Annotated in this window: 11 protein-coding genes; 3 read left to right on the forward strand and 8 right to left on the reverse strand. The window is 75.5% G+C overall.

All coding sequences use genetic code 11. The annotated features are described in order from the left end of the window. The first annotated feature begins 201 nt into the window (after positions 1 to 201). The gene (locus ABZW03_RS10350; RefSeq protein ID WP_355254624.1) at positions 202 to 2,640 is read left to right on the forward strand and encodes a DEAD/DEAH box helicase; all 2,439 of its coding nucleotides are present in this window, start codon (positions 202 to 204) and stop codon (positions 2,638 to 2,640) included. Here ABZW03_RS10350 and ABZW03_RS10355 read toward each other — a convergent pair. From ABZW03_RS10355 to ssd, 7 genes are all read right to left on the reverse strand, one after another. Next, positions 2,635 to 3,162, reverse strand: a complete 528-nt coding sequence (locus ABZW03_RS10355) for an Rv3654c family TadE-like protein (RefSeq protein ID WP_355254626.1) — start codon at positions 3,160 to 3,162, stop codon at positions 2,635 to 2,637. The two genes, ABZW03_RS10350 and ABZW03_RS10355, sit on opposite strands and share 6 nt — an antisense overlap. Continuing rightward, positions 3,150 to 3,512 carry a TadE family type IV pilus minor pilin gene (locus ABZW03_RS10360; RefSeq protein WP_355254628.1) on the reverse strand — a complete coding sequence of 121 codons (363 nt, stop codon included), beginning with the start codon at positions 3,510 to 3,512 and terminating at the stop codon, positions 3,150 to 3,152. The genes ABZW03_RS10355 and ABZW03_RS10360 overlap by 13 nt, the downstream gene beginning before the upstream one ends. 262 nt (positions 3,513 to 3,774) lie before the next feature. Beyond that, positions 3,775 to 4,047 (reverse strand): DUF4244 domain-containing protein, encoded by a 273-nt coding sequence (locus ABZW03_RS10365; RefSeq protein WP_355254630.1) that lies wholly within the window; start codon positions 4,045 to 4,047, stop codon positions 3,775 to 3,777. Positions 4,048 to 4,100: 53 nt separating this feature from the next. Further along, a complete protein-coding gene (locus ABZW03_RS10370) occupies positions 4,101 to 4,700 on the reverse strand; it encodes a hypothetical protein (RefSeq protein WP_355254632.1) in 600 nt (199 codons plus the stop codon). A 173-nt stretch (positions 4,701 to 4,873) separates the two neighbouring features. Further along, a complete protein-coding gene (locus ABZW03_RS10375) occupies positions 4,874 to 5,965 on the reverse strand; it encodes a type II secretion system F family protein (protein WP_355254634.1) in 1,092 nt (363 codons plus the stop codon). Between the two features lie 148 nt (positions 5,966 to 6,113). Continuing rightward, on the reverse strand, positions 6,114 to 7,451 hold the full coding sequence (locus ABZW03_RS10380) for a TadA family conjugal transfer-associated ATPase (RefSeq protein ID WP_355254636.1): 1,338 nt from the start codon (positions 7,449 to 7,451) through the stop codon (positions 6,114 to 6,116). After that, entirely contained in the window at positions 7,451 to 8,575 is a 1,125-nt protein-coding gene (ssd, locus tag ABZW03_RS10385; RefSeq protein ID WP_355254638.1) for a septum site-determining protein Ssd, read from the reverse strand. Before ssd ends, ABZW03_RS10380 begins: the two co-directional genes overlap by 1 nt. Positions 8,576 to 9,302: 727 nt before the next feature. On the opposite strand from ssd, the gene ABZW03_RS10390 reads away from it, so the two are divergent. After that, entirely contained in the window at positions 9,303 to 10,202 is a 900-nt protein-coding gene (locus tag ABZW03_RS10390; protein WP_355254640.1) for an HAD-IB family hydrolase, read from the forward strand. Between the two features lie 461 nt (positions 10,203 to 10,663). On the opposite strand, the gene ABZW03_RS10395 is transcribed toward ABZW03_RS10390, so the two are convergent. After that, positions 10,664 to 11,554 carry an oxidoreductase gene (locus ABZW03_RS10395; RefSeq protein ID WP_355254642.1) on the reverse strand — a complete coding sequence of 297 codons (891 nt, stop codon included), beginning with the start codon at positions 11,552 to 11,554 and terminating at the stop codon, positions 10,664 to 10,666. 220 nt (positions 11,555 to 11,774) lie between these two features. Here ABZW03_RS10395 and ABZW03_RS10400 point away from each other — a divergent pair, with 220 nt between their 5' ends. Beyond that, a complete protein-coding gene (locus ABZW03_RS10400; protein ID WP_355254644.1) occupies positions 11,775 to 12,782 on the forward strand; it encodes an ATP-binding protein in 1,008 nt (335 codons plus the stop codon). Positions 12,783 to 12,871: the final 89 nt, after the last annotated feature.

Genomic DNA, 12,871 nt, shown 5'->3' on the forward strand with positions numbered 1-12,871 from the left:
TTGCTACGTCATGTGCGATCCTCGGCCGGACGGCCGCCACCGCATGGTCGCGAGCCCGGGCGCGCCAGCCAACGCGTGGCAAGCCTCAGCGCTGCGACCCACGGCCATACGGCCGTCACGGCCACATTCAACCACCTGCGACCATGCCCGCACGATGGCTTACGACGATTCTCCGTCACGCCGGTGACACACTGGGTCCCCATGCCGCCCCGACACAGCCCGCCCGAGGCACTGCTCACGACCCTGGCCACCAGCCGGGGGCGGTCCGACCGGCTCACCCATACGGAGCACCTTCCCGCCCGACCTGCGCGTTATTCACCGTGGCCCGACTCGATCCGTCCCGAGGTCGTGGCCGCGGCGCGCGCCGTCGGGGTGGAACAGCCGTGGGCGCACCAGGCAGAAGCGATGAATCTGGCCAAAAGCGGCCAGACTGTGGTGATCGCCACAGGCACCGCCTCGGGCAAGTCGCTGGGCTACCTGGCCCCGGTGCTCAGCGACCTGCTGGACGGCACCGAGGCCCGCAACGGCCGCGGCGCCACCGCGCTCTACCTGGCCCCGACGAAGGCGCTCGCCGCCGACCAGCGCCGCCGGGCCGCCGAACTCGCCCCGCCGAGGGTCCGCGCCGCCCTGTACGACGGCGACACCCCGCCCGAGGAGCGCGAGTGGGTCCGCCAGTACGCCTCCTACGTGCTCACCAACCCGGACATGCTGCACCGGGGCATCCTGCCCGGCCACGCCCGGTGGTCCTCCTTCCTCAAGGCGCTGCGCTACGTGGTCGTCGACGAGTGCCACAGCTACCGGGGCGTGTTCGGCTCGCACGTCGCCCAGGTGCTGCGGCGGCTGCGCCGCATCTGCGCCCGTTACGGTTCGTCACCCACTTTCCTGCTGGCCTCCGCCACCACCGCCGACCCGGCCGCGACCGCCCGACGGCTGACCGGCCTGCCCGCCGTGGCCGTCACCGAGGACGCCTCGCCGCGCGGACCGATGGTCTTCGGCCTCTGGGAGCCGCCGCTGACCGAGAACGTCGGCGAGCACGGCGCGCCCGTGCGCCGCACCGCGACCGCCGAGGCCGCACACCTGCTGACCGACCTGGTCGAGCGGGAGACCCGCACCGTCGTGTTCGTCCGCTCCCGGCGGGCCGCCGAACTCGTCGCGCTCCAGACCCAGGACCAGCTCGACCGCGCGCTCGCCGGGCGGGTGGCCGCCTACCGCGGCGGTTACCTCGCCGACGAACGCCGCGCCCTGGAACGCGACTTGCACACCGGCCGACTGCTCGGCCTCGCCTCCACCTCCGCTCTCGAACTCGGCGTCGACATCTCCGGACTCGACGCCGTCCTGATGGCCGGGTACCCAGGCACCCGGGCCTCGCTCTGGCAGCAGGCGGGCCGGGCCGGCCGGGAGGCCCAGGGCGCGCTGGCCGTCCTGATCGCCCGGGACGACCCGTTGGACACCTACCTGGTGCACCACCCGGAGGCGCTGTTCGCGGCCCCCGTCGAGGCCACCGTGCTCGATCCCGACAACCCGCACGTGCTCGCCCCGCACCTGTGCGCGGCCGCCGCCGAACTCCCGCTCACCGATGCCGACCTGGAGCTGTTCGGGCCGTCCACCGCACCGCTGCTGCCGGTCCTGGAACGGCGCGGCCTGCTGCGCCGGCGCAACGACGGCTCCTGGTACTGGACCCGGCGCGAGCGCGCGGCCGACGCGGTGGACCTGCGCGGCAGCGGCGGCAGCCCGGTCCAGATCGTCGAGGCGGACACCGGCCGACTGCTCGGCACGGTGGACGCCGCGGCGGCCCACACCACCGTCCACACCGGGGCCGTCCACCTGCACCAGGGCCGCACCTACCTGGTCCGGGAGTTCGACCTGGAGAACTCCGTGGCCCTGGTCGAACCGGCCGACCCGCCGTACACCACGGCCGCCCGCGACATCACCTCCGTCTCCGTCCTCGACACCGACACCACCGTGGACTGGGGCGAGGGCCGGCTCAGCTTCGGCTCGGTGGAGGTGGTCAACCAGGTGGTCGGCTACCTCCGGAAGCGGATCTCCACCGGGGAGATCATGGGCGAGACCAAGCTCGACCTGCCGCCCCGCACGCTGCGCACCCGAGCGGTCTGGTGGACCGTCACCGAGGACCAGCTGCTCGACGCGGACATCCCGCTCGACCAGCTGCCCGGCGCCGCCCACGCCGCCGAGCACGCCTCGATCGGCCTGCTGCCGCTGTTCGCCACCTGCGACCGGTGGGACATCGGCGGCGTCTCCGTCCCGCTGCACCCCGACACCGGGCTGCCGACCGTGTTCGTCTACGACGGCCACCCGGGCGGGGCCGGCTTCGCCGAACGCGGCTTCCAGCGGGCGGTCCAGTGGCTGACGGCCACCCGGACGGCGATCGCCTCCTGCGAGTGCGAACGCGGCTGCCCGTCCTGCGTCCAGTCACCCAAGTGCGGCAACGGGAACGACCCGCTGGACAAGGCCGCCGCCGTCCGGCTCCTGGACGTCCTGCTGGCAGGAGCGCCCGGAGGTGCGGAAGAGCCGGGCAGGCCGGACGGACGGGAGGCTCCGGACGCGCCGGACGGACGGGAAGCTCCGGACGCGCCGGAGGCGGCCTCGGGGCCGGACGGAGGAGTGCCAGCCGGTTCATGAGGCCTCCGCGGCAGCGCTCGGGGCTCCGCTCGGAGCGCTGCCCGGCCCGGCGCCCGCCGGGACGTCCTCGGGGGCGGTGACCGGTGCCCGTACCGGCCCCGCGCGGGCCCTCGCCCGCGCCGGGCCGACCGGCAGTCGGGCCGGAAGACCGCGGACCCCGACCTCGGCCACCACCTCGACGGCGTCCGCCGACCGGTCGACCACGCAGGACACCAGTCCGGCCCCCTGTGCGGTGGCGATCCCGGCGGCCCGGGCGCAGCCGCCGTCCGGGTCCAGCAGCAGTCGGTCCGCCGCGGCGAGGGCCGCGAGGTCGGCGGCCGACTCGGCCCGGTGCCGCGCGGCGACCACCGACCCGACCGCGATCGTCGCGGCGAACACCGCCGTGCCCAGCATCGCCAGGGCGACCAGCCAGACCGTCGCCGAACCGGCGTCCGGCCCTCGCCCGCCCACCGCGACCGCTCGGGCCGCACGGGCCCGCGCCACCCGGTCCGCCGTGTTCCGCAGGCCGCTCAGGACGGCCATGGGCCACCGCCTCCCTCCGGGACCGCCACCAGGACGTCCTCCCGCGCCGCCACGGCCGCCGCACTCAGCCGGACGGCGAGCAGCCCGCCTAGCCTGCCCGGCCCCGCGCACGGCGCCTCGACGTCGACCCGCACCGAGTCCGCCGCCAGGGCCACCCGGACCTGCGCGCCCGGCGGGGCAGCCGCGCGGGCGAGTTCGGCGGCGTCCGCCTCCCCGCGCGCGGCCGCCCTGGCCCCGACCCGGGCGGCGTCCACGCAGCGGATCTGCGCGGCCGCCGCGAGCACGCCCCAGATCAGCATCGCCGCGAGCAGGACGAGCGCCGGCAGCGCCACCGCCGTCTCCGCCGTCACGAAGCCGGCGTCGCCACGCCGCCCCGGCCGCAGCGACCACGCCCGGTCGGTACCGCGCTCGCCGGCCGCCCGGCCAGGGCCTGTCCGCAGTCCCCCGCCGCCCGCCCGGAGCACGGGCGGAACGACGTCGGGCTGCGTGCCTCGCTCGGCGGAGGAGGGGCCCTCTCCCAGCCGCCGGGCCCGGGGCCGTCGGCAACCGCCGCCGGCCCCGGGAGGTGCATGCCCCGGCCTCACCTCGCAGACCTGAGTTCGAGGACATGCCCTACGTCGCATGGAGCGCCCGCACCAGCATGTCGGTCAGCGCACCCGTGATGGCCTCACTGGTCACCACCTTGTACAGCCCTGCCGCGAGGGCGCACGCGCCCAGCGTTCCGACGGCGTACTCAGCCGTGGTCATCCCGGCGTCTGAGCGGCCCCTGAGCCGGGCCAGCCTGCGTACCCGGCAGGCCACTCGACGGCTCCTCCGCCGCCACACCCTGGCCAGCGGGCGGAGCCGACGCCCGGTACCGGGCCCGATCGCGATCACTGCGGTCATGAAAACTCTCCTGTCGTTCGTTGTCCGTTGATGTCCGTGCAACCGGCTCTTGTTCACATCGCCTGGGCGAAACGGCTGGTGAGGCCGACCACCACCGGCACCACACCGATCAGGACGAAGGCCGGGAGGAAGCAGAGCCCCAGCGGCGCGGTGGCGAGCACCGCGGCCCGGCGGACCCGGGCGTGGGCCGCGCGGGCGGCCGCCGTGCGCTGCCCCTGGGCCAGCCCGATCAGCGGGCCGACGGCCGGGACACCGCCGAGACTGCTGCGCTCCAGGCAGCGCGCCAACGGCGCCAGCGACGGGTGCTGCTCGCCCAGGCGGCTCCAGCACAGCTCCGGCGGTGCGCCCAGGGCGAGTTCGGCTCCGATCGCCACCAGCCGGGGCCCCAGCGGAGCGCCCACGCTCCGGCCCACCGCCGACACGGCCTCCGAGGGCAGCGCCGCCGAGCCGAGGCAGGCCGCCAAGAGCTCGGCGCTCAGCGGGAGTTGCCTGATCAGCAGCTCCTCCTCGCGGGCCGCCCGGCGGTCCGTCGGCGGCCGCACCCGGACCGACCACCGGTGGACGCCCACCGCCAACAGCACCCCGGCGGCCAATCCGGTGCCGCCACCGAGCAGCACCGCCGCCGCGATCCCGGCGACGGCCGCCGTCGCCACCCGCCGTCGACGCCCGCCACCCGGCACCGTCAGCCCGGGATGCCTCCCCGTCTCCTCCCGTTCTCGCGCCCGGGCGAACACCCGTCGGCGTCTCGCCCGACCACGCACCGATCTCCACCCCGCGGCAGCCGCGACCACCGGAAGCACGGCCGCCGCCCACTCGACGCCCCACATCACCTCGCCCCCGTTCCCGCCCCGAGCGCCCGTCCGCGCACCCGCGACAACCCGCACCTCCGCTCGCTCGTTCGAGGCTCACCCGCCGAACGCTCACCCGCCCGAGGCTCGCCCGCCGGACGCTCGCCCGCCCGGGCAGCGGGCACCGCATGGCCGGGAGCCCTGCGCCGCTCACCCCGCCCCGGAGGCGCCTCCAGCGCGCCGTGGGCCGCCGCCCGGACGATGCGTGCCGTCCAGAGCGCGCCCAGCCCCTCCAGGACCGCCCCCGCCACGAGGCAGCCCAGCCCGGCCGGGGTGTGCAGCAGGACCTCCAGCGGGCGCGCCCCGAGCGCCGTGCCGAGGAGCAACCCGACGCCCGGCAGCGCGGCCAGGACGGCGATCGTCGCGCGCGGCCCGGCCAGTTCCCCGGCGATCTCCTCCGCGAGCACCCGCTCCCCGCGCAGCGCCTCCGCGACCCGCTCCAGCGCGTCGGCCGGCCCGGACCCGCTGTCCGCGGCCACCCGCCAGCAGGCCGCGATGGCCGCGGCCCCGCTGCCGCCCGGCAGTTCGGCCAGCTGGTGCAGCGCGGCGGGCACGTCCCCGCCGTAACGGCCCGCCGCCAGGCGCGCCACCGGCTCCTCGCCGAGCCTGCGCAGCCGCTCCGGATCTGCGGCGAGCCGCACGGTGACCAGGTGCAGCGCCTGTTCCGGCGTGGCCCCGCCTCGCAACTCCCCCGCCAGGTCGGCGCAGAGTTCCACCACGGCCGCCGCCCGGTACCGGGCCTCCGCGGCCAGGCGCCGCCGCTGCCGCCAGCTGCGCAGCGGCAGGACGGCCAGAGCGGCCGCGAGCATCGGCACCGGCGAGGCGGTGGCCCGCCAGGCGGCCAATCCCATGGGCAGCAACAGCAGTTCGGGCGCCAGGAGCTCCGGCAGCCGAGGCCGGGGCCACGCCACGTTCTCCGGGCCAGGCCCCCGCACCGGGGGCCCGCTGCCGGCCAGCACCAGCCTGGAGCGCCGCCCGCCCGGCAACTGCTCCTGTACCGCTCGCCACGCGACAATGGCCACCAGACACAGCACCACCGTCCAGCAGAGCGCGAACTGACTTTGCGTCATGTCTCCCACCTCCGTCGTCCTCGGTCTTTCCGGCTCACACCGCCGAGCAGCACCACGGCGCCCGCGGCGCACCCGCCCAGCAGCAGGGCGAAGGCGAGTTGCACGACCCACACGTCCGCGCCCGCCGGCCCGGCCACCGTCACCGCGATCACGGCCGCCCCGATCCGAGCGACACCCCGCGCACCGCCAGCAGCCCGACCAACCGCTCCCAGCCCGCACCGGGACGCAGCCCGCCGGACGCCGGGAAGGCCACCGCGGGTGTGGTCACGGCCGATCCGTCGCCGGCCCCGGCCAGCGTGTGGATCTCCGCCACCCGTCGCAGCCCCGAGCCCGGATCGCGGACCAGGTGCACCACCACGTCGAGCGCGGCCCGCAGTTGGCTGTGCAACGCCGGCCGGTCGAGACCGGCGAGCGAACCCAGGGCCTCCAACCGGACCGGCACGTCGGCCGCCGTGTTGGCGTGGACCGTGCCGCAGCCACCCTCGTGCCCGGTGTTCAGCGCGGCCAGCAGGTCCGACACCTCGGCCCCGCGCACCTCGCCGATCACCAGCCGGTCCGGGCGCATCCGCAGCGCCTGCCGGACGAGGTCCCGCAGGGTGAACTCACCCAGCCCCTCCTGGTTGGGCGGCCGGCTCTGCAGCCGGACGACGTGCGGATGGGCCGGTTGCAGCTCGGCGGAGTCCTCGGCGACCACGATCCGCTCGTCCGGCCCGACCAGGCCGAGCAGGGCCGACAGGAGCGTGGTCTTCCCCGAGCCCGTCCCGCCGGACACGAGCAGCGAGAGCCGGGCCCGCACGATGCCCGCGAGCAGCTCCGCACCCTCCGGCGGCAGTGACCCGCCGGCCACCAGCTCGTCCAGCGTGAACGGCCGGGGGCGGCAGACCCGCAGCGAGATGTGCGTGCAGCCGGCCGCGATCGGCGGCAGCACGGCGTGCAGCCGGGTGCCGTCCGGCAGTCGGGCGTCCACCCACGGGCGGGCGTCGTCCAACCGCCGGCCGGCCGCGGTGGCCAGCCGGTGGGCCAGCCGGCGCACCGCCTCGGCGTCGGCGAAGCGGACTCCGGTGGCTCGCCGCAGGCCGCCGCCACGGTCGACCCACACCTCCTCCGGACCGTTCACCAGGACGTCCGTGACATCGGGCGCCGCCAGCAGCCGGTCCAGCGGGCCCGCACCCACCAGTTCGGCGCGCAGCGAGCGCACGGTGTCCAGGACCTCGTCCCCGCCGAGCGACGGGCGGGTGGCCCGCAGTGCGGCCGCGACCGAGCCCGCCGTCGGGGCGGCGCCCGACTCGGCCAGCCGCAGGCGGACCGCGTCCACCAGGGCCGCCGTCCGCTGCTCGCGGGCCGTCCGGCCGTACGGGCAGGGCCCGTGTCCGGGCTCCGGCGGCCCACCGGGCGGCGGCACGCTCCGCAGCGGCCGGTGCTCCCGCGCACCGCCGCCCGGGCCGGGCGAGCCGCCCCGAAGGACTGTTCCGCGCAGACGGACCATCAGTACACACCTCCTCCGACCGCCGGCACCGGCGGCAGCACCTCGTTCAGGAAGCCCGCGCAGAAGCGTGCGAGCGGGCCGTTCTCCCGGCTGCCGGGCGGGACGCCCTTCACGACGTCCTGGGCCAGGCCCGGCTCCGGCTCCAGCTCCCCCGCCAGCGGCAACCGCAGCCCGCGGACGATCTGCCGGGCCGGGAGCCCGCCGGCCCGCACCGGCCGCACCACGGCCCGGACGTCCCCGAGCCGCATCCGGGCCGCCGCCGCGACCCGGTCGGCGGCGGCCACCGCGCGCAGCTCGGCCGACACCACCAGGAGCGCCAGGTCGGACTGCTCCAGCGCCTGCCCGGCGGCCGCGTCGAGGTGGCGGGGCACGTCGACCACCACCAGCCCACCGCGCCGTCTGGACGCGGCCAGCACGCTGCGCATGGCCTCCGGCGGCACCGTCAGCGTGTCGCCGCGGTCCCAGGACAGGCAGGAGAGCGTGGAGAGCCGTTTGAGCGCCGGCAGGGCCCGGGCCAGCTCGGCGCCGCTGACCCGCCCGCGGGAGCCGGCCAGATCGGGCCAGCGCAGCCCGCTGACCCGCTCGCCGCCGAGCAGGATGTCGAGGCCCCCGCCCAGCGGATCGCCGTCCAGGAGCATCGTCCGCCGGCCCGCCCGCGCGGCGGTGACCGCCAGCGCGCAGGCCAGGGTCGAGGCCCCGGCCCCGCCGGAGCCACCGAGCACCGCGACGGTGACCGCCGGGCAGCCGACGCCCTCGGCCGCGTCGGCGACCCGGTCGAGCAGCCAGGCCTCGGCGTCGGGCAGGAACAGCACGTGCTCGGCACCGAGTTGGACGGCTCTGACCCACACGCCGGGGTCGTCCAGGTCCAGCCCGAGCAGCAGCACCCCGCCACGCCGCCCCAGCCCGGAGCAGCGGACGGCCTGGTCGTCCCCGACCAGGACCAGCGGGGCGCTCTCCCAGAGCTCCCGCGTCGGCGGCGCACCCCGGACCAGCCTCGGCTCGGTGCCCGCGGCCGCGCAGATCCGCAGCAGGTGCTCGGCCAGGCCCTCGTCCTCGGTGACGACGAGCGGCCCGGCGACCGCGGGGCCCTCGGCGGTGATGTGGTCGGCGATCGGCGTCGACATGGTTACTCCCCTCCGCGCCGCCGACCACCGGGGTGGTGGCCGGCGGCGCACGTCGGACGGTTCCGGCGGACGGCCGCCCGACAGACCTCTGGGAGAGGAAGGGGTGAGGCCCTGCCCGGCGACCGCCGCCGGTCATCACGGTGGGGGGAGATCCGGATTCCGTCATCCGGGTTCCGAATACCTGTGGATAACTCGGGGCTCTGGAGGAAAACGTTCACCCGAGCGGGGGGCTAATCGGCGAAGAATTGACGAAAGGGGGTCACCGAGATGAACCGGCGGCCCGCCGCATCCCGTTCCGTCGTTCTCCGGACCGCCCTCCGCCACCCTCCGGACACCGCTTCCGGACGGGCCCGCGCCACCGATCGGAACCGGCCGTTCGATCCTCGACGGACATGAGCAAATGGCAACACAGAGTGACGAAAGCCGATCGACGGCGAAGCGTGGCGACACCCCCTGTAAGCCACCGACACGGCGGCGGCCGATGCGCCGCGAGGGGCGTTCAAGCCCTGAAAATGGCCCCGGACGTGCGACGACCCCCGCCGGGGGGGAGAGCGGGGGTCGTCTATCCACAGCCCGGCTCGGGGGGGAGGAGCCGGACCGGGTTAGCACGGTCGCGAACGATCCGTGACTTCCATGGTGTACCCGAGCGGCCAGAAACACAAACCCGCACGCCCACGAGTACGCCGAATGGCGGGGTGTTTTGCGGCTCCCTCTATCCTCGGTTCCCGTGGACACCACCGAGAACGCCGACGACTACGCCGACGAGTCCCAGGGCGACACCACCGGGCCCGAAGAGCTCCGCCCGCCGACCCGCCCCCGACCCGGCGGGTCGCGCACGGCGGCCTTCTTCGACCTCGACAAGACCATCATCGCCAAGTCGAGCGCGCTGGCCTTCAGCCGCCCGTTCTACCAGGGCGGTCTGATCAACCGTCGGGCCGTACTGCGCAGCGCGTACGCCCAGTTCGTCTTCCTGGTCGGCGGCGCGGACCACGACCAGATGGAGAAGATGCGCCAGTACCTCTCCGCGCTCACCCGGGGCTGGAACGTCCAGCAGGTCCGCGAGATCGTCGCCGAGACCCTGCACAACCTGATCGACCCGATCATCTACGACGAGGCCGCCTCGCTGATCGAGCAGCACCACGCGGCCGGCCGGGACGTGGTGATCGTCAGCAGCTCCGGCTCCGAGGTGGTCGAGCCGATCGGCCGGCTGCTCGGCGCGGACCACGTGATCGCCACCCGGCTCAAGGTCGAGGACGGCTGCTACACCGGCGAGATCGAGTACTACGCCTACGCCGAGAACAAGGCGGCCGCCATCCGGGAGTTGGCCGCGGCCGAGGGCTACGACCTGGCCGCTTCGTACGCCTACAGCGACTCCTCCACCGACCTGCCGCTGCTGGAGGCGGTCGGCCACCCGTCGGCGGTCAACCCCGACCGCGCGCTGCGGAAGGAGGCGCAGGCCCGGGAGTGGCCGGTGCTCGTCTTCGACAAGCCGGTGGAACTGCGGCGCCGGCTGCCCGAGTTCTCGGCTCCGAGCGGCTCGGTGCTGACCGCCGTGGCGGTCGGGACGGCGGCCGTGACCGCCGGGGTGATCTGGTACCTGGCCCGTCGGCGGCGCCCGGCCGCCTGAGACCGCCCGGCCCGGCAACCCCGCCCGACCCGGCAACCCCGCCCGACCCAAAGGCCCGGCCCAGCCGAGAGGCCCGGCCCGGCAGCTCAGCCCGGCAGCCTTTGGACAAAACGGGCAATCGGGACAGACTTCTCGTTTCGGGTTCCCCTTTCGCCCGAAACGCGATACAAATGAAGCACGGCCCGCGAGACCCGGTCAGGACCTAAGAGGTCAAACCGACAACGCAGTTCAGGCCCCACGGACCGCACGTACAGATATCCGGGCACCCACATGCAGCCGACCCGCTGTCGGGCCGCCGGACCAGACGAACGGGCAGGATCCCCGTCTGATCGGCACTTCCGGTGCATGCATGGTCACCCGGTATCTGCACCAGCGGCGGCACCCGGCAGGATCAGGTGCCGCCGCATCTCCGTCTCCGCGCGCCCCCTCGTGGGGCGCGCGCGCCGTTCCGGTCCGACCGGTCAGACCATCCCGCGCTGCATCGCCTCGCAGACCGCCGTGCTCTCCCGGACGCCGAGCCGCAGGGCCCAGCCGCAGTGCGCGATCCAGGCCGCCATCCCCTCGGGGGTGCCCGCCAGGTAGCCGGCCACGGCCCGGCGGTAGGCGGCGGTGCCGAGCTCCGCCAGCCCGACCTCGGCCGGGCAGATCGACTTCGGGTCGAGCCCCTCGGCAATCAGCACGATCCGCTGGGCGGCCCGGGCGATCACCCCGTTGTGGGTGCCGAACGGCCGCAGCGCGAGCAGTTCGCCGTGCACCACCGAGGCCACGACGAGGGCCGGCGTGCCGACGCCCTGGCCCTCCGCGCGCGCCACCAGCAGCCGGGAGAGCTGGTCGAGCCGGGCCGCGACCTCCTCCGCGCCCGGAGCGGGCGGCAGCACGGGCAGCGGCCCGTCCGCGGCGTCGACCTCGACGCTCTCGACCGGCTCCAGGTCCAGCGGGAACAGCTCCTCGGCGCCCTCCCCGGCCCGTCGGGGGCGCCCGGCGGCCTGATCGGCGTCGCCGACCGCGAGCAGGTGCAGCCGGGCCAGCACCTGGAGCGGCGAGTGCCGCCAGATGCTGAGCAGCTGGCCGGCCTCGGCGGCAATCCGCAGGGCCGCGCCGACCGCCCGGGCCTCGGGGTCGGCGCTGAAGTCACTGCGGCGGCGGACTTCCTCCAGCGGCCAGTCGGCCCCGGCCAGGGCCGCCGACGCGCGGGCGCCGCGCAGCGCGGACTCGGAGGTGACCTCGGCCGCGCGGCGGCGCATCACCCGGTGGCCGTAGAGCCGGTCGACGGCCTTGCGCACCTCGGCCACCGCGTCGGGCACCCCGGGGAGCTGGGCCAGCGGGGCGAGGGGATCAGTTCCAGTGCTCACCTACCCGAGAGTAATGAACGGGCCGCCCCTCCCGGAACAGCAACCCCGCATCACCCATTAGAGGCAATCCTCACTTCCCGCCCCCGACGGAACCCAAACCCCGGCTAGCATGACCGCTATCGGAGACGATAACGATTTCCAACTAGGGGGCCCGCCCCCACGCGCCCCCTGGGCAGGCGGCCCGTAGCGAGGGCCACGAGCGAGAACCGGAGTCCCCCCTATGAAGATCGCCTTCGTCGGCAAGGGCGGCAGCGGGAAGACCACGCTGTCCGCCCTGTTCATCCGCCACCTGGCGGCCATGGGCCGGCCGGTCATCGCCGTGGACGCCGACATCAACCAGCACCTCGGCCCCGCACTGGGGCTGACGGACGCCCAGGCGGCCGAACTGCCCGCGCTGGGCGGGCACCTGCCGGAGATCAAGGAGTACCTGCGCGGCAGCAACCCGCTGATCCGCTCCTCCGACGAGATGATCAAAACCACACCGCCCGGCCGGGGTTCGCGACTGCTGCGGATCGTCGAGGAGAACCCGGTCTACGCCTCCTGCGCCCGCCCGATCGCGCTGGACGAGGGCTCGGTCCGGCTGCTGGCGACCGGCGCGTTCACCGAGGAGGACCTCGGGGTGGCCTGCTACCACTCCAAGGTCGGCGCGGTGGAGCTGCTGCTCAACCACCTGCTGGACGGGCCCGGCGAGTACCTGGTGACCGACATGACCGCGGGCTCGGACTCCTTCGCCTCCGGCCTGTTCACCCGCTTCGACCTGACCTTCCTGGTCGCCGAGCCGACCCGCAAGGGCGTCTCCGTCTACCGCCAGTACAAGGACTACGCCCGGGACTTCGGCGTGCAGCTGCGGGTGGTCGGCAACAAGGTGCAGGGCCCGGACGACCTGGCCTTCCTGCGCCGCGAGGTCGGCGACGACCTGTTCACCGCCTTCGGGCAGTCCGACTGGGTGCGCCGCCTGGAGCAGGGCGCCGAGCCGCCGCTGCGCGCCCTGGAGCCGGCCAACCGGGCCGTACTGGAGGAGCTGCGGATCGCGGCCGACGCGGCCTACGGGCAGCGGGACGCGCGCCGCTACACCGCGCAGGCGGTCCTCTTCCACCGCCGCAACGCGGAGAGTTGGGCCAACTCCAAGGTCGGCACCGACCTCGCGACCCAGGTGGACGAGGACTTCGTCCTGGGCGAGTTCGCGGACGGCGGCGAGCGCACGGCCCCGGCGGGCGCCCACGCCTGACCCGCATCTGGCGCCGGACGACCAGGGCCGCCACCACGGCGATCACCAGCAGGTTGGCGAGGGCGGTCATCGGACTGCTCCGTCCCGGG

Origin of the sequence: Kitasatospora sp. NPDC004799 (genome assembly GCF_040609095.1) — a bacterium.
Classification (GTDB): Bacteria; Actinomycetota; Actinomycetes; order Streptomycetales; family Streptomycetaceae; genus Kitasatospora.